This is a genomic window from Catellatospora sp. KI3, from assembly GCF_029948125.1.
GTDB lineage: Bacteria > Actinomycetota > Actinomycetes > Mycobacteriales > Micromonosporaceae > Catellatospora.
Genome location: NZ_JASAMB010000003.1, coordinates 212,918 through 232,091 on the forward strand (window position 1 = coordinate 212,918; position 19,174 = coordinate 232,091).

Below are 19,174 nucleotides of genomic sequence, written 5' to 3' on the forward strand. Positions count from 1 at the left end.
GCCCGCGCCGGCCTGGCCGGGCGCTGGATCAGCGGTGCCGGGCGCCGCCGTCGACATGGACGGTCTCGCCGGTCACCCATCCCGCGCCCAGCAGCCACAGGGCGGTGTCGGTGACGTCGTCGAGCGTCCCGACCCGGCCCGCGAGGGAGGCCGCGGCGGCACTGTCGTACAAGGCTCGGCGGCGTTCGTCGGGAAGGCGGTCCCAGGTGCCGGAGTCGGTGATACCGGGCGCGATGGCGTTGACCCGCAGCGGCGCGAGCTCGACGGCCAGATGCGTGACCAGCGCGGCCAGGGCGGCGTTCGCGGTGCCCTTGACGACGGTGCCGGGCTTGGGCTGCCAGCCCACGACCCCGGAGAAGAACAGGAACGATCCACCGGCGGGCATCCGGGGGGCGAAGTGCTTGCACAGCAGCAGCGGGCCGACGACCTTGGTGGAGAACGCGGCCTGGATCCGGTCGTGCTCCAGGTCGGGCACCGGTACGTCATGGTGCGCCGACGCGGTGGAGATCACGTGGTCGAAGGCGCCGGACGACTGCGCGGCGTGCGCGATCGTGCTCTCGTCGGTGACGTCGATCCGGACTCCGGGGCCGGACCGGGCGGCGACGACGACGTCGGCGCCGGCCGACCCGGCGCGCCGGACGATCTCGGCGCCGATACCGCGTGCCCCGCCGACGACCAGGATCCGCTTGCCGTTGATGTTCTCGCTCATGACCACGACGGTATACATTTGCTACCGGTATCTTCAACGCTACCGGAAGGATCTCCATGGGCAAGGCGTACAACGTCATGGCGGCGACGTGCCCCAGCCGCACCGTGCTGCACCGCATCGGCGCGCGCTGGACGGTGTTCGTCGTCAACGCGCTGGAGGCCGGACCGATGCGGTTCACCGAGCTCAAAGCACACATCCGCGGCATCACCCCCAAGGCCCTCACCGAGACGCTGCGCGCCATGGAGACCGACGGCCTGCTCGTCCGTACCGACCTCGGCGGCAATCCGCCGCACGTCGAGTACGCCCTGACCCGGCTCGGCCGCTCCCTGCTGGTGCCACTGCGTGCCGTACGGCAGTGGGCCGAGACGCACGTCCCGGACATCCTCGCCGCGCGCGGACGAGCCGACGCCGAGCAGCTCTGAAGGGTCGCGGCGTCGCCGCCAGTCGCCGGGCCGGGACAGGTCAGGCCGCCGCCGAGCCGTGGTAGTCCGGCAGGATGATCCGGTCGGCCGGTGCCGGCAGCACGCGCTTGGCGAGGCGCTGCACGGTCGGCTTCGCGGCCGTGGCCAGCAGCGCGTTGAGCACCCCGATGCCCAGGCGGCTGCGGGGGTGGGCGAGCCGCGGCGTGAACGGCGGCAGGTGCTGGGCCTGGGCCACGTACGGGCGCATGACCCGCTCGTACGCCCGCAGCGCGTCGCGGTGCCCGGTGCGCGTGGCGAGCTCGCCGGCCAGCACGTACGCCCCGACCAGCGCCAGGCTGGTGCCCATGCCGCTGATGGGTGAGGCGCAGTAGCCCGCGTCGCCGAGCAGGGCGACCCGGCCCCTGCTCCAGCGCGGCGCGTGCACCTGCCCGACCAGTTCGCAGTAGAACTCCTCGGCACCGCCGAGTGCGTCCAGCACCCGCGGGGCCTCCCAGCCGACGCCCGCGAAGACCCGGCGCAGCAGCGCCTTCTGCTCATCGGCGGGCAGCCGCTCGTAGCCGCGGGGCGGGCACAGGAACGACATCAGGGCCCGGGTCGTGCCGAGGTTGTCCGGGCGCAGCACGACGACCCGGCCGCCCGGCGCGTTGTGCCAGCGCGCCCACGAGCCGTCGGAGGCGGCGCGCGGGATGGTCAGGTACGAGGTGTACAGACCGAGCGGCACCACCCGCGCCTCGGCGCCGAACACCAGCCCGCGAGTGCTGGAGCCGATGCCGTCGGCCGCGACGACCAGATCGAAGGAGCGTGCGGGGCCGTGCGCGAACGAGACCCGGACCTCGTCCTCCCGGTCGTCGACGGCGGTGATGCGGTCGCCGAAGAGGTACTCGGTGTGCCGGCGGGTGCGGTCGTACAGCAGCCGGGCCAGCTCGCCGCGCAGGATCTCCAGCTCGGCGACGAAGCCCTCCCCGCCGAACGCCGCCGCCGCGAACGCCGCCTTGACGCGGTCGCGCGCGTCGACGAAAGCGACCCCGTCCTCACCGGTGGAGGCGGACCGCACCGCCTCCTCGATGCCCATCCGCCAGGCGACGGTGCGTCCCGCCCCGCGCAGGTCGACGGTCTGACCGCCGGGGCGGATACCGCCGTGGCGCTCCACGACGACCGGGCTCATCCCGTACTCGTGCAGCCAGTAGGCCAGCGCGGGACCGGCGATGCCCGCACCCGAGATCAGGACCCGGCGCCCGGCCATCGGTGCCCTCCTCCGTCGCCCCAGCTCCTGAAGTGTCGCGGACCGGGTGCCGCCGATCCAGCGACGCGGCCGTCCCACCTGGTCATCCGGCCTGGCGAACGGCGCCGGCAAGATCTGCCGGGAAAGGTCGTACGTGATCGCGGGCGGCCCCGACGCGGGGACTACCGTTGCCGGGTGAACCCCGATCAGCGCGCTCTCAAGGACGGCGACCTCGACACGCGCGAGCAGCACCTGTACCGGCTCCTCGACCGCGCGCGGGAGGGCGACGAATCCGCGCTGGCCGCGCTGCGCCTGCTCACCCGCGACTACCCGGACTTCCACCGCTCGCTCTACAGCCGGGCGATGAACCAGGCCGAGGTGTTCGTCGACGCGTCGCTTGCCGAACCGCTGCTCGCCGCGCTGGTCGACACCCGCTACAACTGCCAGGCCTGGGCGGCGATGGGCTGCGCCGCGCTGAAGCTGCCCGCCGCCGTGCCCGGCCTGCTGACGCTGCTGGAACGCGGCGACTGGATGGGCCAGGAGCAGGCCGTACGCGCGCTGGGCCGTATCGGCGACGAGTCGGCGGTGCCCGCGCTGGTGCCGCTGCTGTGGTCGGAGCCCGAGTGGCTGCGCGAGCGCGCCGCCGACGCGCTGGCCTCGATCGGCGGCGAGCAGGCGCTGACGGCGCTGTGGGAGGCGTTCGAGTTCCGGGGGTTCACCCGGATCGGCTACGTAGCCAGCGCGCTGGCGAAGTTCACCCCTGAGATCATCCCGAGGCTGGTCGCGATGGCCGACGACGAGGACGCGGATCTGCGGTACTGGGCGGCCATCGCGCTCGGTTCGACCGGTGACGAGAGCGTGGTGCCGACGCTGCAGCGGCTGATGGCGCAGGACCAGGGCCGCACCGAGTTCGACGGCTGGGTCAGCGTCGCGGCGAAGAAGGCCCTGCGTACGCAGCGCCGCATCCAGGCCGCGATCGCCGGCCGGGCCGAACCGGGCGGCTCGTCAGAAACGGCCGACGACCACCCGTGACGGCGACACCAGGTCAGGGCGTGGCGTTGATCGCCGTGTACGCGGTGTCGGCGAAGGCGACGTCGCGCTGCTGAGCGCTGGCGACGAACCGCCACGTGCCGCCAGGGGACTGGCCCGGGTCAGCGCCGACAACCCCGTCCAGCGGATCGGCAGCTACCGCGACAAGCGGATCTTCCTCGCCGCGGGACCTCGGCTGCGAGAGCCCTGCCCGCGAGCGGGCGTTCGAAGAGGCTGACGCGTCGGTCAGCGGCCCGGCCACATCCCTGCGGTATAACGGGTCCACAGCCGTGAGCTGGGAAAACGCCCGTGTCGCAAACGGCGATGGGCCGAGCTGCGACCGTCCACACTTCGGGGGAATCATGCAACCACTGTCGATAGTGCTGCGCCGACGCGCGGCCACCGTGTCAATGGCGCTGCTGGCGCTGCCGGTCGCCCTGACCCTACCGGCCATGCCCGCGTCGGCGGGCGCCGACGACGCCGACCACGGCGTGGGAGGGGCTCACTCGGCCGCAGCCTGGGGGCGCAACCTCGAAGGCCAGCTCGGTGACGCCACCACGACCTCGCGGCTGACCGCGGTCACGGTGGCGGGGACCGACACCGTGCGCGCTGTGTCCGCGGGTGAGCAATTCGGCCTGGCGCTGCTGGCCGACGGATCTGTCCGGTCGTGGGGCCACAACAGCCATGGCGAGCTCGGCGACGGCACGAAGGTCGAGCATCTCACCGCGGGCAATGTCGCGGGTCTGGCCGGGGTGAAGACCATCGCCGCAGGCGGGCAGTTCGGGCTGGCGCTGCTGGCTGACGGCTCGGTCAGATCCTGGGGCAGCAACTCCCACGGCCAGCTCGGCGACGGCACCACGACGGAGCGCCTCACCCCTGTCACCGTCACCGGCCTGGCCGGCCTCAAGGTGAAGGCGATCGCCGCCGGCTTCGACTTCAGCCTCGCCGTGCTCGCCGACGGGTCCGTGAGATCCTGGGGCAACAACGACAGCGGCCAGTTGGGCGACGGCACCACGACCGAGCGCCTCACCCCTGTCACCGTCACCGGCCTGACCGGTCGCAAGGTGAAGTCCGTCGCCGCCGGCATCGACTTCAGCGCCGCCGTCCTGGGTGACGGCTCCGTGAAGTCGTGGGGCGGCAACGGCCTGGGCCAGCTCGGCAACGGCACCACGGCCGGCCCGCAGCTGACGCCCGGCGACGTCATCGGTCTGACCGGCGTACGCGTGAAGCACGTCGCCGCAGGCGGGCTCTTCAGCCTCGCACTGCTGACCGACGGCCGGCTCAAGGGGTGGGGGACCAATGCCTCCGGCCAGCTCGGTACCGGCGCAGAGAGCGGCTTCGAGCCCACTCCGGTCGACGCCGTCAGCCCGACCGGCGTGACGGCGATCGACTGCGCGACCAGCAGCGGCAGCGCTCTCGTCACCCTCGGGCACTGCGTGGCCGTGTCCGGCCATGTGATCAAGGCATGGGGGGAGAACTCCGAGGGCCAGCTCGGCGACGGCACCACCACCGACCGTCTCACCCCGGTCATCGTACGGACGGGCATCGCCGGTCCTCGATCGGTTGCCGCCGGCGGCACCAACTTCAGCCTGGCGTCCTGACACCAGCTGTTCGGCACGGCCCCGCCTTCCAGGGCGGGACCGTGCCACCATCGCAGTGCTCGGCCGCGCCGACTTGTCCGGCCGCCAGGGACGTGCCCTGATCCGGTCGGCTCAGTGCTGGGAGCCGGGGCCGTAGTGCCAGAGGTACAGGTACACCCGGCGCGAGGTCACCCGGTCGACCCGGCCGCACAGCCGCCACCGCCGGGCGCCGCTGCCGGTCTTGCCCTTGGGGTCGGTGACCAGCAACGCGAACTCGTTGCGGGCGTCACTCGACTCGATCAGGTCCGGTGCGTCCCGCAGGAACTGCTTGACGAACAGCGTCCGGTCCTCCGGGGTCAGGTCCGTGGTGTGGTCGTGGAAGTCGCCGGCCCATACGATGCCGTAGGTGTCTGCCGCGGCCAGGTCCTCGGCGAGCTGCCGCGTCCGGGCCTGCTCGACCTCCTTGCGCTCCCGCACGGCCTGGCGGTGGTAGTCGATGAGGATGTCGGTGATCACTCCGTCGGTGACCTCGACCAGGTAGCGGCGGCCGTCGGCGATCGCGTTGCCGGTACGCCCGGAGCTGTGCTCGATCGCCTTGTCCACATAGCCGCCGCTCAGCCCGATGGTCCGGCCGTCCTCTCCGACGACCTCGACTTCCTCGATGACTTCGGTGCCCGGCATGTCCAGTTCCCTTCTGTCGGCGGCCGCCCGTCCGGCGGTCAACCGAGCAGAGGCCCCGCCGTGTCCGGCTGATACCCGCTGTCGTACATCCAGCAGCGGCAGGCAGCAACGCCGCCGCGGAACCGGCGATGGACGGCTCGCGACCGGGGGAGTCGGGACGGAGCGAAATAATGCGATGCCCCGATGCGCCAGAATGGGCGACATGACCGAGATTCCAGGCTATCTACGGCCCTTCGTCCTGTCACCGACCGAACTGGAACCTGAGCGCAGCGGCCCGATCGACCTGTACGTGCCCGAAGGCGACGGCCCCTTCCCCGCGGTGGTGATCCTGCACGGCGGCCCGCTCCCGCCCGACCTGCGCCCGACCCCTCGCGACTGGCCCGCGTACCGCGGCTACGGCGGCCTGCTGGCCTCCCTCGGGCTCGTCGCGGCCACCGTCGATCACCGCCTGTACGTGCTGAACGGCCCCGACGGCGTCGTGCTGGACTATCCCACCGCGGCCGAGGACGTCGCCGCCGCCGTCGAGACGGTGCGGGACGACCCGCGCGTGGACGGCGAGCGGATCGTGGTGTGGTTCTTCTCGGGCGGCAGCCTGCTCAGCGCCGACTGGCTGCGCAAGCAGCCGGCCTGGCTGCGCGGGCTCGCGTTGACCTACCCCATGCTGGCGCCGAAGGCCGGATGGCCGGTCGACGCGCGGTTCCGGCCGGTCGAGGCTGTCGGCGAGGCCGGCCCGGACCCCGCGCCGATCCTGCTCACCCGGGTGGGGCTGGAGGCGGACGACATCGCGGAGTCGGTCGCGCGGTTCCTCGCAGCCGCGGCGGGCGCCGGTGTGCCGGTGGAGGTCATCGACGTGCCCAACGGGCACCACGGGTTCGACAACCTCGACCACACCGACGAGTCCCGTGAGGCCGTACACCGCATGGTCACACGGATCCAGCAGCTGCTCGCCTGACACCGGTCGGCACCTGCCGCGGTGGCATTCCATCAGCGTGCGCGCCGGGGCCCTGTTCCCGGCGCGCACCTGGTGTTCTCCGACCCCGTGACGAGTCTGCCGGCGGGTTCCCTCCGCGGGCCGTGCCGGTGGCGTCGTGAGGGGCATGGAGGGGCGACGTGACAGATGATGAAGCCTGGGTGCCGGCCGGCCCGGGTGCGCCACCCGAGCGGCAGGCGCGGTTCGACGACTTCGTGCGGGCCCGTACACGCGCGCTGTGGCGTACGGCGTACCTGCTCACCGGGGATCGGCATCTCGCCGAGGACCTGCTGCAGACCGCGCTGGAGCGCGCCGCGGTGCGCTGGCGCCGACTGGACCAGCCCGAGGCGTACGTCCGGCGGGTGCTCTACACCCAGTCGGTGTCCTGGTGGCGCAGCCGGCAGCGGCGGGTGCGCGAGGTGCTGCTCGACGCCGCGCCCGAACCGGCCGGGCCGCCGGGCGATCCGGAGCTGCGGGTGATGCTGGCCCAGGCGCTGCGCCGGCTCACGCCGCGCCAGCGCGCCGTGCTGGTGCTGCGCTTCTACGAGGACTGCTCCGAGACGGAGACGGCCCACACGCTCGGTATCGCCGTCGGGACCGTGAAGAGCCAGACCAGGCACGCCCTGCGCCGCCTGCGCGAACTCGCCCCGGAACTCGGCGACCTCATCCCCGCCCCGGCCGCCGCGGCCGGCCGCATCCAGCACGACGAGAACTCGGTGGTGACGCGATGAGCCTCGGACAGCACCTGCACGCCATCGCCGACGAGCAGCCTCCGCCGCGCGTACCCGCGGATCTGTTCCAGCGGGCGCGGCGCCGCAACCGCACCCGGCGGCTGACCACCGCGGGCCTCGCGCTGGTGGCCGTGGCGGGTCTCACCGCCGCGCTCGGCGCCGGCGGAATGGCGCCGAGCCAGCCCGCGGCAGGCCCGGACCTGCCGCGCGACCTTATCGGACCCGGCCTCGGCGGGCCGCTGGGCTGGCTGCTGCTGGCGGCGCTGCTCGGCCTGCTGGCCTGGCGCTGGCGCACCGCGCCCCGCGCGAGGCTGCTCCGGCGGCTCGCGCTCACCGCGGTCGCCGGCGCGCTGCTGGTGCTCGCCGCGCCTCCCGGCACCGCGCTGTGGGGCGAGCCGCACGGGCAGCGGCCCGGCCTGCCCGACCGCTTCGCGGCGCCGTCGACGTGGACCTGGGTCGCCGAGATACGCCAGTCCCCGCCCGGCCGGGTCGCGATGGTCTTCAGCGGCCCGGGCACACACGGCGGGTGGGAGGAGGGCCGGGCCGGGTTCGTCGCGGCGGACGGCGACCGCTACCGGGTGCTCGACATGTACAACGACCCGCTGGACCAGCCCTGGGCGTACGAGGTCGGCTACGGCCGCACCCAGCTGCTGTCCCCGGACGGGCGCTACCTCACGGTCAACCAGGACGTCGTGGACCTCACCACCGGCGCGGCCCCGCCCGTCGGCCCGCCGCTGCCGCCGGTCGCGTGGTCGGCCGACGGCAGCCGCATCGTGGTCGGCGTCCCCGACGTCGTCGACGGCGGTCAGCGTGCGTGGGAGGTGTGGGACACGCGCTCGCACACCCTGGCGCGCACCATCACGCTTCCCGACGGGGCCACCGCCGACGGTGTGGCGCTCTCACCCGACGGCGCCCGCGTCGCGGTCCAGCAGGGCGACCGCCTCGCGGTGTACCCGGTCGCCGGCGGCGGGCCCGTGGAGTGGCCGCTGGCGGGCTGGCGGCTCGGCGACGGCGCGGCCTGGAGCACCGACGGTCGCCTGCTGGCGCTGGTCCGGCGCGACGGCTGTCCCACCTGCTACCACGAACCCGGGCAGGGGCGCGGTGTCCGGATGGTCGATCCGGACACCGGGCGGGCCGTCGCGGGCGGCGAGTTCGCTCCGCTGCCGGCCGACGTCGAGCTGGCGGTGCAGGGCTGGCGCGGGCCAGATCAGCTCGTCGCCCAGGTCGGCGGGGCGGTCGAGGTGTTCACCCGGGGCAGCGCGGCCCCGACCCGGCTGTTCGACCTGCCCCCGGGCGTCACCCATGTGGAGATCGCCACCGACGTGCTGCGCCTGCCGCCGCGACCGGCCGGACCGGCGACCTACGGACCGCCGAACCTGTTCTTCTGGTACCTGTTCGGCGCGGTCGCCGCACCGCTGGCGGCACTGCTGTGCATGGTCGTGGCCATCCGGCGGGTCGTCCGGCGGCAGTGGGAGCATCGGAGCCGGACCGGAGTGACCACCTGACACCGGACAGGTCCTTCCCGCCGCGCCGCTGGAGGCTGCCGCGGTGGCTACGCCTGCAGAGGCGCGGCGGCGAAGGACACCTTGAACCGCTTGCACCAGATGGTGACGCTGCGCATCCGGACCGGGTCGACGTTGGCCGGCACGTCATAGAGCTGGGTTCCGTGTGTGCCCTTGAGCTTGCCGAGGTCGGCGTACTTCCCGTCGTCGAAGACGTGCCAGCCGTCCCGGCCGGGCAGTACCTGCTGATCGGTGAGCCACACGTGCAGATCCGGGCCGTCCGAGGTGGCCAGGTCACGGAGGATGACCTGGTACCGGCCATCGGGCAGCCGCACCAACTGGACCGTGCCGGAGGTGTCGTGCTCGTGCGTGACCAGCGCGCCCTCGGCCACGAGCACGGCGACCGGTGACGGCTGCGGCTCGCCCGGCGTCAGGGCCGGGGTCGCGGCCGGGGTCGCGGTCGGAGCGACGACCGCCGGGACGGCATCGTTGACCGTCTGCGAGGTGAGCAGCTTCCACGGCTGGAACCAGTACAGACCGAACGCCATGCCCACAACGACGACCGCGGCCACCGCCCAGAAGGCGGGCTTGCGGAATATCCGGCTCATACCTGCGAAGCTAGACCACATCCGGTCGATGCGCCGGGCGCGTTCGCGGATCGTAAGGAACAGCGTCGCGCCAGGCCGTCGGTTTTGGAGGGCAGACCTCTGACATAGACCGCACCCGTGTCAGCGCGGTGTCGGCACCAGCTGCGTGGCGGTGCGGACCAGGCCCGCGAGGGCGAGTGAGCGGCTGTGCGGCGGCCCGACCGGCTCGTTCTTCGAGGACGACGGGGCCATCCCCTGGTGACCCCGCACCACGCTCCGCCCGCCCGGACTGCGGTCAGTCGGGGCCGGAGCGGGCGGGGACGGGCGGGCGGCAGGCGGGACCGGGGTCGGCGATCTCGCCCTCGGTGAGCAGGGCGAGGAAGGCGTCCAGGACCACAGGGTCGAACCGGGTGCCCCGGCCCGCTTCGAGCACGAGGCGGGGCGAGCTCCGGGCCGACGGGTACGGCGACGGCGTGCTGCGGGCATCGGCCCACGCGGCGCAGACGGCGATGACCCGCGCGGCGATCGGGATGTCCGGTCCGGCCAGGCCGTGCGGGTGGCCGGTGCCGTCGTGGCGCGCGTGATGGGCGGCCAGGACCGGCACCAGGTCGGGGCGGTTGGCCAGCTCGCCGAGCCGGCGCGCCGTCTCCTCCGGCCTGGTCCGGCCGTCGCCGAGGTCCGGAGCCGCTCGGGTGCCGGGGTCGTCGGTCAGGTCGTGGTGGCGGCGGCAGCCGTCGAGATCGGCGCAGGCGAGGCCGCCCAGGCGCGCGGCGGCGGCGGTACGCTGCTGGGTCGCCTCGTCCAGGCCGAGCCGGGCCGCCGTGGTCCACGCCCAGCCGCTGATCGCGGCGCTGCGGAACCCGTCGCCGCGGATCCGGTCCGTCTCGTCGGCCAGCCAGATCAGCGCCGGCGGGAGGTCGAGCGCCGGGGCGGCGTCCACCTGCCCGAACGGTCCGCAGCCGAGCACCCGGTCGCGGCCCAGCGACTTGGCGCCGTACAGGGCGCGGTCGGCGGCTTCGACGACGTCGTCGACGGCGAGCTGCCCGCCGTGGTCGGCCGGGTCGGCGCAGGCGACGCCGAACGAGGCCGTCAGCGGCAGCGGTTCGGCCACCCCGGGCACCACCACCGGGGCCGCGCGCAGGTCGGCGCGCAGCCGTTCGGCCAGGTCCAGCGCCGCCCGGCCGTCGGTGTGCGGCAGCAGGCAGACGAACTCCTCACCGCCGTACCGGCAGAGCAGGTCGTCGCCGCGCAGCGGACGCCGCAGCCGGTCGGCGACCTCGGACAGCACGGCGTCCCCGACCGAGTGGCCGTAGGTGTCGTTGACGCTCTTGAAGTGGTCCAGGTCGACCAGGATGATGCTCAGCGGGCCGTGGTCCGCCGTCGTCTCGGCGGCGAGCTTCTCCTCGAAGTAGCGCCGGTTGTAGAGGCCGGTGAGCGAGTCGGTGATGGCGGCGGTGCGCAGCTGCTCGGTGAGCCGGGCGCGTTCGCGGGCGGCCACGATCTGGCGCACGAACAGGCCCATGAGCAGCAGCAGCGCGACGGACAGGGTCACCCGGCTGACATGCCCGACCAGGATCATGTCCGCGAGGGCGAGGCTGCCGACGATCAGTACCGCGACCAGGGCGGGCAGGAAGGCCACCTCGCGGGCGGCCAGCGGCTCGTGTTCGGCGGCCGGGTGGCGGCCCGCCATCAGCGCGGCCAGGCACATCAGCACCGCCTCGACCTGCCAGCCCACGTTGAGCCAGGTCGAGCTGGTGTACGGGTGCAGCACGCTGAGGTACGCGTAGATCGCGTCCATCACCACCGCGAACCCGAACGCCACCCCCACGATGATCATCGCCGCGGGTACCCGGCGTGGTACGACCAGCAGCAGCGCCCCCAGGATGGCGACGATGATCACCGAGAACAGCGGGTAGAGGAAGTTGACGAACTCGGCGGCGTGCCAGGTCTCCGGCACCAGCGGGGCGATGACCACCTGCCAGCCGATCGCCGCCCCGGCCGCGGCCACCAGCAGCGCGTCGAGCAGCCCGCGCAGCCGCAGGCCCAGGCCGACCACGATGCCGAGGATCGTGAACACGTAGCGCAGCAGGTAGAAGAGGTCGGCGAGGGTCGGCACCGGTGGGGCGCCGGGCGAGGTGTACACGTAATAGGCCCAGGTCAGATCACCGGCCAGCCACAGCAGGCTCGCGATGAACAGCAGCCGCCAGGCGGTGCGGCTGCGGCCCGTGGCGCGCCGCGCCGCATATCGGCTCAGGCCCACGAAGGCGGCGATGGGGACGAGGTAGAGGATCTCGCCGGTGAAGCGGGCCAGGCTCGGCGTGTCGCGGCCCAGGTAGGTCAGGGTGGCGTACAGCAGCAGCCAGCCGAAGCACCCCAGCGCGAAGCCGAGCAGGACCCGATCGCGCCCGCCCGGCGGCACCCGGTCTTCGTGCACCATTCCCCGCGCCCCCGTGCTGACCGCCGGCATGGTGTCTGCCCAACCACCTTGTCCGTACTGATCGCCATGCGTCCCGTTTAATACTAGTTCCGCGGCGATCTACGGGGGGCGGGGTGGCCGATCCTGCCGACCGCCCCGGCCTTCGAGCCGGCTGCCTGGGCCCACCGGCAGCCCGGCGGCGCTCAAGGTGCTCCGCGTGCCGTCCGGGTCCGCATGCGTACAGTCTCGACCTGTGATGGTTGGCGTCGGCTCAGGTCGACCGGGGTCGGAGCAGGCGATGGTGAACCCGTTCGATCTGAAAGAGATCTATCCCGGTGACCACGCCGGGTCCTCGCGAATGCCGCGGCAGCATGCGGGCAACTCGTCGCAGGGCCTGGCCGTCACCTTGATGGCGGACTACACCCTGGCGGCCCGCAGCTGGTTGCCGTCGGCGGCGCTCGTGGCGCTGCTGGGCGAGTTCGACGTGTCCGTCGGCGGGGCCCGCACCACGATCAGCCGCCTGGCCCGCCGGGGAGTGCTGGAGGGCAGCCGCGACGGCCGGCACAGCTCGTACCGCCTGACCGAGCCGGCCGCACGCGATCTGTCCGGCGGCGGGCACGCGGTCGCGGAGTTCACCCTCGATTCGGACTCCTGGGGCGGAATGTGGACGACCGTCGCCTTCTCCATCCCGGAAGAGGTGCATCCGCAGCGCCGCCTGCTGCGGGAGCGGCTGCGCTGGTGGGGGTACGCGCCGCTGTACGACGCGGTCTGGTTGTCACCGCACCCCCCGCACCCGGACCTGATGGCCGAACTGGCGGCCGTGGCGCCCGGCGCGCTGAGCGTCTTCCAATCCCAGTACGTACACCTCGGCTCCGCCTCCGCCCGCAGCCCGATCGATGCGTGGGACCTCGATGACATCGCCGAGCAGTACCAGGGCTTCATCCGGCACTGGAGCAGGCTGCTGCCTCGCATCGCCTCCGGCCGCGTCGCCGGTGCCGCGGCGGTGCGCGCCCGCACCGAGATCATGAACACCTACCGCCGGTTCCCGGTTCTCGACCCGCGGCTGCCGGTCGAGCTGCTGCCGCGAGACTGGCCGCGCGCCCGGGCCCGCGAAGTGTTCCTCGCGGTCTACGACGGGTTGGCCGAACCGGCCCAGGAGCACGTGCACGCCGTCGTGGCGCAGGCGGGCGGCGAACTGGACGGCGACATCCGCGCCCACACGGTCAAGGACATGGGCGCCGGCGTCGTCCGCGAGCGCTGAGACGGCCACGGGTGCGGCCCGGCGCCCGCGCGGTGCGGTACCGGGCCGCGCTCGGGCGGCGTCGGTTGACGTGCGGCGCGGTGCCGGTCAGCTGGCGCCGTTGAACAGCCGCCGTACCGCAGGGGCGACCAGTCGGCGCGCATCGATTGACAGTTGACCGTCTGGTCGTGCACGATCTGACAACTGATGCGTTGGGAGCGCTCACGTACCACCCTGCCCGCGTCCGCCAAGTGGACGCGGCGCCAGCCATGACCGTGCCGCCCATGCGTGTCTGCGCATGGGCGGCAGCGGTGCGTCCCACTTCCGCATGGACCATGCCGGCCACCACGCAGGCTGGTCCTTCGTCTTCGAGGACCTACATGAGAATTCGCACCCGCACCCTGTTGGCCGCCGTCCTCGCCGCGGTCCCCGTCGCCGTCCTGACCGGCTTGACCGTGCAGAGCGACGCCGCGGCGGGCAACGTCTACTACGTCGCACCCAACGGCAGCGACAGCGCGGCCGGCACCCAGTCAGCCCCATGGGCGTCGGTCGCCAGGGCGCAGTCCACCGCGGTGGCCGGCGACCTGGTGTACCTACGCGGCGGCACCTACTCCTTCACCCGCGCGAACAAGGCCTGCGCCAGCCAGACCGACCGGGTCGACGCCATCACCCTGAACAAGAGCGGCAGCCAGGGCAACCCGATCAGGTACTGGGCCTACCCCGCCGAGAAGCCGATCTTCGACTTCTCCCGCATGACCGACAACTGCCGGATAAAGGGCTTCGACGTCACCGGAAGCTGGAACCACCTCAAGGGCATCGAGGTCACCGGGGTGCGCCAGAACAACAACCTCAACCATGAATCCTGGGGCATCTGGGTATCGGGCAGCAACAACACGTTCGAGCTCCTCAACGCCCACCACAACATGGGACCCGGCCTGTTCATCCAGGACGGAGGCGGCAACCTCGTACTGAACTGCGACTCGCACGACAACTACGATTCGATGACCTCCAACGGCGCCGGTGAGAGCGCCGACGGGTTCGGCGCCCACATCCCGGCCAACCGCCCCGGCAACGTCTTCCGCGGCAACCGCGCCTGGAACAACTCCGACGACGGCTTCGACCTGATCAGCGCATACTCGCCGGTCGTCATCGAGAACTCCTGGGCCTGGCACAACGGCTACATCCCCGGGACCAACACCGGCGCCGGCAACGGCAACGGCATCAAGGCCGGCGGCTACGGCGGCGACTACGTCAGCAACGGCGCCAAGCACACCGTCCGCTTCTCCGTCGCCTTCAACAACCGCGCATCCGGCATCTACGCCAACCACCACACGGTGGCCAACGACTACTTCAACAACACCAGCTACAACAACCACCCTGACTACAACATGCTCGGCGTGAACTCCAGCGGCGCCGCCATCGGCATCGGCAACCTGCGCAACAACATCGCCTACGGCGGCACGCTCAGCTCGAACATGTCCGGCACCAACGCCGCCGGCAACTCGTGGAACCTGCCCGTCACCATGTCGGACTCCCAGTTCCAAAGCGTGTCCACCAGCGGCTGGGACGCACCCCGACGCGCCGACGGCTCCCTGCCCACGCTCGCCAACCTCCACCTCGCGCCCGGCAGCACCCTCATCGACAAGGGCGCCGACGTCGGACTGCCCTACAGCGGCGGGGCTCCTGACCTGGGCGCCTTCGAAACGTCCACCACGTCGCCGTCGGCCCCGCCGACCGCCGGTCCGTCGGCGACGCCGTCACCCACCCGGTCGCCGTCCCCGTCCCCGTCGGTGTCTCCTTCGGCGTCGCCGAAGCCCAGCGGGTCCAGGTGCACCGCCGCATACCAGCTCGACGGCTCCTGGTCGGGAGGCTTCCAGGCAACGATCACCGTCACCAACAGCGGGGCGTCCGCCACGACCGGATGGACCGTCCGCCTGACCCTGCCGACCGGACAGACGGTCAGCCAGCTGTGGAACGCCGACTACACGCAGTCCGGTGGTCAGCTGACCGCGACGAATGCGAGCTGGAACGGCGCGCTCACCCCCGGAGCGACCGCCGCGTTCGGGTTCGTCGCCAACGGCGACGGCGCCACCCCGCCTACGTCGATCAGCTGCACCGCCTCGTGACGACGGCTCGGGCAGTCGGCAGGCCACCGCACGCTGCCGACAACGCAGTGCGCGCCCCGAGCGGGCGCTGCGAGTAGCGAGACGGGCAGGCTCCAGGTGTGCAGCCGTCAGGCTGCGCACCTGGAGCTCGTTTGTGGCCACAGCAGCGGTCATCCGAGCCTCTGCCGGACCGGCCTGGGTCGTGACCGGCGTATCCGTTCCTCGACCTCAACTGTCGGCAGGTGCCCGCCGGGCGCGAGAGGACGCGGCTGGGCGTGATGGAGCGCGGCCGGCAGGACACAGACAAACGGCAGGGCGGTCACGGGGTTGCCGTGACCGCCCTGCCGTGCGTTGCCGGGCCCGCCCCTCCTGAGATCCGCCCAGGAGAAGGCAGGCGCGATGTCGACTAGCTGGTCCGCACCAGGCTGAAGTCGTCGGCGTACACCCAGTTGCCGGCGTTGGCGTTGGACGTGACGCCGACCTGGACGGACCCGTTGGTCACGGTGATGCCGGTGACGCTCACCTGGGTCCAGCTGCCGATCGACTGGCTGATCGAGCGGTTCAGTTCACTGCCGCCGAAGTTCCTGGCGTACAGCGTCGCGCTCTTCTGCCCGCCGCTGCTCTTCACCCAGGCCGACAGCGTGTACGTGCCGTTGGGCAGCGAGATGTTCTGGTAGGTGTTCGCGGTGTAGGCCGAGGAAGCGGACTGCGCCATCGACCAGCGGCCGGTGTGCCCGCCGCTGTGGTTGGCGACGTTCGCGGTGCCCGTCCAGCCGGCCATCGTGCTCTGGGAGACGCGGTCAGCCTCCACGCTCGGGTTGAGCACGTAGTTGTTGCCGCGGCCGACCGACCAGGTACCCGCGGCGGCGTCGACGTTCCACTGGCTGAGCGAGTGGAAGATCGGCGCCGTGCCGTTGAAGGTAACCGGCACCCAGTCGTTGTAGCCGATGCCGTTGCCGGCGAAGTCGCTCCAGCGGTCGCCGCCGAAGACGACGAACGACCCGGACGAGCCCTTGACCTCGAACGCCAGGCCGGTCTGGGTCACGTGCGAGAAGTCGGCGTCGGTGCCCTGCATCACGAACTCGGGCGAGTAGCCGCTGGCGACCTTGGACGACGTGTTGCAGTACGTGTGCGACGCGTTCCAGCCGTGCAGGTCCGAGGAGCAGATGTAGTAGATGCCGGCGTGCTTGAACATGATGTTGCCCTCACGCCCGCCGGAGGAGCTGTTGTAGATGTTCGCGGCCGGTTCCACCTGCAGAAAGTCCGAGGGGCGCAGGCGCGCCACGTACAGGTGGCTGCGGCCGCTCCGGTTGCTGAAGGCCAGGTACGCCTGCCCGTCGTCGTCGACGAAGACCGACTGGTCGCCGGACATGTCGTTGACGACGTTCGTGATCTTCGCCTGGGTGGCCGCCCGGGTGAACCGGCCGTTGGGCGTGCTGCTGGTCGCGAAGACCAGTTCGCTGTTGAGCTGGGAGATCAGCACGTACTTGCCGGTGTTGGGGTTGCGCGCGACCCCGATCCGGCCGACCCAGCCCGCGCCGCCCAGATCCGCAGCGGTCAGCACGTTGCCCTCGAACTTCCAGTGCACCAGATCGGTGGAGGAGTAGGCGGTGACCGCGTTGAACGACGTGTCGCCGTTCTTGCCGGCGGCGGGGTTGTTGTAGTACGTGACCGCCCCGTTGTACTTGGCGCCGTACCAGTAGTAGGTGTTGCCGACCTTCAGAACCCCGCCGCCCTGGGAGTAGATCGGGTTGCCGGAGGTGTCCTTCCAGAACACGTCGTTCTGCAGGGTCGCGGCGTTGGACCCGGGGGAGGGCGTGGGGGTCGGGCTCGGGCCGGGCGTCCGCGTGGGCGTCGGGCTCGGCGCGCTCGTGGGGGTGCCGCTCGGCGTCGCCGAACCGGAGGGCGCCACCCCGTTGCACGCGGTGCCGTTGAGCGTGAACGTCGCCGGGTCGCCGGGGTAGTCGGCGCCGGGGAAGGTGCCGTTGAACCCGATGCTGGTGCTGGCGTTCGTGGCGAGCGAGCCGTTGTAGGCGACGCTGGCGGCGGTGACAGCCTGGCCGGACTGGCTGAAGGCGGCACTCCAGCCCTCGCCGACCGTCTCGCCGCTGGGCAGGGTGAAGCCCAGCGTCCAGCTCGTGATCGGCGAGCCGAGGTTGGTGATCGAGATGGTCGCGGTGAAGCCGCCCGGCCAGGAGTTCGCGGTGTAGGCGACCTGGCATCCGGTCGCGGCGTTCGCGCTCGTGGCGAGGCTCACCGCGGCGATGCCGGCGGTGACGACCACTCCGGTGACCGCGGCGGCGATGCGCTTGCGGGCGCCAGGCGCCCAGCCGGTGCGGCGTGCCGCCCGGCCGTTCGTGTCTGACATGGTTTGCCTCTTTCTGTGGACGTAGGGAGTCCACATGGGAATGGGTCATGCGTCGGGAGCGCTCCCAGTTCCCATGTGTCGCTAGTGTTACGGTCGGACAAGAAACTGTCAATTGAGAGTGCTCGACGCATACCGGCTCTTCGGGGTCCCGGCAGCGGCGAAGTACACCGCGTGATCTGGTGATCCAGCTCGATCGACAGCGGGTGCCGACGACGCGGACCACCGCCCACGTGCCGCGCAGCCGGGATGGTCCGGCCGCTGCCCGACGCCCGCGTTGCGTACTTCGTCGGGCATTCCGCTCAGAGCCGGGTGATGCCGCCTGCACGTGATCGCGCCCTGGCCGCACCGTGGGCCGGCAGGCCGGCGAGCGGCACGGTCAGGGTCGTGGTCGCTCGAGCGCCGTTCGTGGCGTGGATGCCGCCGACAGGTGAGTCGCAAGATCGGCGACGGGGCGAGGTGCGACGTAGCGGCCGGTCTCCGGAGTCCGGGTCAGCTGCGGCCTGGTCGCGGCCGCAGCGGTGTGCTGTCGCGAAGGACGACCTCGGTGGGGATCTGGACGATCCCGGCAGCGTCGTCGGCCAGGGCGACCCGCATCGCAGCCTGGCCCAGCTCGCGCAGCGGTATCCGAACCGTGGTGAGGGCCGGCACGACGTCGACCGCCGAGCCGATGTCGTCGAAGCCGGCGACCCCGATGTCTGCGCCCGGAGTGAGCCCGGCATCGCGGAAGACGGTCATCGCACCGATGGCCATGGTGTCGTTGACCGCGAAGGCGACGTCCACCTCCTCGACCCCCCGCGCGAGCAGCGCACGGGCTCCCGCCGCGCCCCCGTCGCGGGTGAACGGCACCTCGATCGAGTAACGGGGATCCACGGTCAGGCCTGCCTGCCGCAGGCCGTCGAGGAAACCGGCCCGGCGGTCATGGGACGTCCGGATGCTGTCGGAGCCGTGGATCACGGCGAACGTCCGGTGCCCCTGCTCTGCCAGCGCCAGCGCCAGTCGCCGGGCTCCGCCGTGGTTGTCGATGCACAGCGTGTCGAAGGGCAGGTCGTGCTGGCTGATCAGCGCGACCCGGCCGCCCGCGGTGCGGTACGCGGTCAGCTCGTCGATGAGCTCGGCGCGTGTTTCGGTGCCGGCGATGCGGCTGCCGGCGATGACGATGGCGCGGGGGCGCTGGCCGCGTAGGGAGCGGACGATCTGCAACTCGAGGTCGGGGGAGCGGTCGGCGATGGCCATGGTGACGATGAGACCGGCCGCCTCGGCGGCTTCGGTGACGCCGGCGGCGATGGAGGAGAAGTACGGGTCGTCCACGTCGCTGACGACGAGGGCCGCGGTGCTGGTCGAGCCTCGGGCGATGGCCTGTGCCGACAGGTGGGGGGAGTAGCCCAGCTGCGCCGCGGCGGCGTGCACGCGGGCGACGTTCTCCGCCCGCACGGTGCGGTCGCTGCCGTTGAGGGCTCGGGACGCCGTGGCATAGGAGACGCCTGCCGCTCGAGCCACGTCGTGCAGCGTGGCCGGCCTGCGGCGCGCGTTCGCCGGGGGTCCCTCGTTCACGCCGATCATTGTGCCACTGGCTGCGCCTGGGTGAGCCTGCCGTGCGGTGTGTGACGGAATA

Annotated in this window: 15 protein-coding genes; 8 read left to right on the top strand and 7 right to left on the bottom strand. The window is 72.2% G+C overall.

Annotation, left to right across the window (positions count from 1 at the left end; all coding sequences use genetic code 11):
- Positions 1–28 precede the first annotated feature (28 nt).
- On the bottom strand, positions 29–709 hold the full coding sequence (locus QEZ54_RS07530; protein ID WP_281303751.1) for an SDR family oxidoreductase: 681 nt from the start codon (positions 707–709) through the stop codon (positions 29–31).
- A gap of 56 nt (positions 710–765) precedes the next feature.
- Here QEZ54_RS07530 and QEZ54_RS07535 point away from each other — a divergent pair, with 56 nt between their 5' ends.
- Positions 766–1,131 (top strand): helix-turn-helix domain-containing protein, encoded by a 366-nt coding sequence (locus QEZ54_RS07535; protein ID WP_281303752.1) that lies wholly within the window; start codon positions 766–768, stop codon positions 1,129–1,131.
- Between the two features lie 40 nt (positions 1,132–1,171).
- On the opposite strand, the gene QEZ54_RS07540 is transcribed toward QEZ54_RS07535, so the two are convergent.
- On the bottom strand, positions 1,172–2,374 hold the full coding sequence (locus QEZ54_RS07540; RefSeq protein ID WP_281303753.1) for an FAD-dependent monooxygenase: 1,203 nt from the start codon (positions 2,372–2,374) through the stop codon (positions 1,172–1,174).
- A 174-nt stretch (positions 2,375–2,548) separates the two neighbouring features.
- Here QEZ54_RS07540 and QEZ54_RS07545 point away from each other — a divergent pair, with 174 nt between their 5' ends.
- Positions 2,549–3,385: a HEAT repeat domain-containing protein gene (locus tag QEZ54_RS07545; RefSeq protein WP_281303754.1), complete on the top strand. Its 837-nt coding sequence runs from the start codon at positions 2,549–2,551 to the stop codon at positions 3,383–3,385.
- Positions 3,386–3,744: 359 nt separating this feature from the next.
- A complete protein-coding gene (locus tag QEZ54_RS07550; RefSeq protein WP_281303755.1) occupies positions 3,745–4,983 on the top strand; it encodes a cell wall anchor protein in 1,239 nt (412 codons plus the stop codon).
- Positions 4,984–5,094: 111 nt separating this feature from the next.
- Here QEZ54_RS07550 and QEZ54_RS07555 read toward each other — a convergent pair whose 3' ends face one another.
- Positions 5,095–5,643, bottom strand: coding sequence for a hypothetical protein (locus QEZ54_RS07555; protein WP_281303756.1), 549 nt, complete (start codon positions 5,641–5,643; stop codon positions 5,095–5,097).
- A gap of 202 nt (positions 5,644–5,845) precedes the next feature.
- Here QEZ54_RS07555 and QEZ54_RS07560 point away from each other — a divergent pair, with 202 nt between their 5' ends.
- The 3 genes from QEZ54_RS07560 (at position 5,846) to QEZ54_RS07570 (ending at position 8,849) form a co-directional block, all read left to right on the top strand.
- Complete coding sequence (locus QEZ54_RS07560; protein ID WP_281303757.1) at positions 5,846–6,595, top strand: alpha/beta hydrolase; 750 nt, start codon at positions 5,846–5,848, stop codon at positions 6,593–6,595.
- Between the two features lie 158 nt (positions 6,596–6,753).
- Entirely contained in the window at positions 6,754–7,344 is a 591-nt protein-coding gene (locus QEZ54_RS07565) for a SigE family RNA polymerase sigma factor (RefSeq protein ID WP_281303758.1), read from the top strand.
- Positions 7,341–8,849 carry a hypothetical protein gene (locus QEZ54_RS07570; protein ID WP_281303759.1) on the top strand — a complete coding sequence of 503 codons (1,509 nt, stop codon included), beginning with the start codon at positions 7,341–7,343 and terminating at the stop codon, positions 8,847–8,849. The genes QEZ54_RS07565 and QEZ54_RS07570 overlap by 4 nt, the downstream gene beginning before the upstream one ends.
- A gap of 47 nt (positions 8,850–8,896) precedes the next feature.
- Here QEZ54_RS07570 and QEZ54_RS07575 read toward each other — a convergent pair whose 3' ends face one another.
- A complete protein-coding gene (locus tag QEZ54_RS07575; RefSeq protein ID WP_281303760.1) occupies positions 8,897–9,454 on the bottom strand; it encodes a DM13 domain-containing protein in 558 nt (185 codons plus the stop codon).
- Positions 9,455–9,728: 274 nt separating this feature from the next.
- The gene (locus QEZ54_RS07580; protein ID WP_281303761.1) at positions 9,729–11,870 is read right to left on the bottom strand and encodes a diguanylate cyclase; all 2,142 of its coding nucleotides are present in this window, start codon (positions 11,868–11,870) and stop codon (positions 9,729–9,731) included.
- Positions 11,871–12,207: 337 nt separating this feature from the next.
- On the opposite strand from QEZ54_RS07580, the gene QEZ54_RS07585 reads away from it, so the two are divergent.
- Positions 12,208–13,110 (top strand): PaaX family transcriptional regulator C-terminal domain-containing protein, encoded by a 903-nt coding sequence (locus QEZ54_RS07585; protein WP_281303762.1) that lies wholly within the window; start codon positions 12,208–12,210, stop codon positions 13,108–13,110.
- A 359-nt stretch (positions 13,111–13,469) separates the two neighbouring features.
- Entirely contained in the window at positions 13,470–15,215 is a 1,746-nt protein-coding gene (locus QEZ54_RS07590; RefSeq protein ID WP_281303763.1) for a cellulose binding domain-containing protein, read from the top strand.
- Between the two features lie 385 nt (positions 15,216–15,600).
- Here QEZ54_RS07590 and QEZ54_RS07595 read toward each other — a convergent pair whose 3' ends face one another.
- A complete protein-coding gene (locus tag QEZ54_RS07595; protein ID WP_281303764.1) occupies positions 15,601–17,562 on the bottom strand; it encodes a cellulose binding domain-containing protein in 1,962 nt (653 codons plus the stop codon).
- A gap of 489 nt (positions 17,563–18,051) precedes the next feature.
- Complete coding sequence (locus QEZ54_RS07600) at positions 18,052–19,113, bottom strand: LacI family DNA-binding transcriptional regulator (RefSeq protein WP_281303765.1); 1,062 nt, start codon at positions 19,111–19,113, stop codon at positions 18,052–18,054.
- Positions 19,114–19,174 lie beyond the last annotated feature (61 nt).

What these genes read in the sequence shown, in the direction of transcription:
- QEZ54_RS07550 (WP_281303755.1), top strand. Translation starts at nt 3,745, where the DNA reads ATGCAACCACTGTCGATAGTGCTGCGCCGACGCGCGGCCACCGTGTCA.
- QEZ54_RS07555 (WP_281303756.1), bottom strand. Translation starts at nt 5,643, where the DNA reads ATGCCGGGCACCGAAGTCATCGAGGAAGTCGAGGTCGTCGGAGAGGAC.
- QEZ54_RS07575 (WP_281303760.1), bottom strand. Translation starts at nt 9,454, where the DNA reads ATGAGCCGGATATTCCGCAAGCCCGCCTTCTGGGCGGTGGCCGCGGTC.
- QEZ54_RS07560 (WP_281303757.1), top strand. Translation starts at nt 5,846, where the DNA reads ATGACCGAGATTCCAGGCTATCTACGGCCCTTCGTCCTGTCACCGACC.
- QEZ54_RS07540 (WP_281303753.1), bottom strand. Translation starts at nt 2,374, where the DNA reads ATGGCCGGGCGCCGGGTCCTGATCTCGGGTGCGGGCATCGCCGGTCCC.
- QEZ54_RS07570 (WP_281303759.1), top strand. Translation starts at nt 7,341, where the DNA reads ATGAGCCTCGGACAGCACCTGCACGCCATCGCCGACGAGCAGCCTCCG.
- QEZ54_RS07590 (WP_281303763.1), top strand. Translation starts at nt 13,470, where the DNA reads ATGAGAATTCGCACCCGCACCCTGTTGGCCGCCGTCCTCGCCGCGGTC.
- QEZ54_RS07530 (WP_281303751.1), bottom strand. Translation starts at nt 709, where the DNA reads ATGAGCGAGAACATCAACGGCAAGCGGATCCTGGTCGTCGGCGGGGCA.
- QEZ54_RS07535 (WP_281303752.1), top strand. Translation starts at nt 766, where the DNA reads ATGGGCAAGGCGTACAACGTCATGGCGGCGACGTGCCCCAGCCGCACC.
- QEZ54_RS07595 (WP_281303764.1), bottom strand. Translation starts at nt 17,562, where the DNA reads ATGTCAGACACGAACGGCCGGGCGGCACGCCGCACCGGCTGGGCGCCT.
- QEZ54_RS07580 (WP_281303761.1), bottom strand. Translation starts at nt 11,870, where the DNA reads ATGGTGCACGAAGACCGGGTGCCGCCGGGCGGGCGCGATCGGGTCCTG.
- QEZ54_RS07585 (WP_281303762.1), top strand. Translation starts at nt 12,208, where the DNA reads ATGCCGCGGCAGCATGCGGGCAACTCGTCGCAGGGCCTGGCCGTCACC.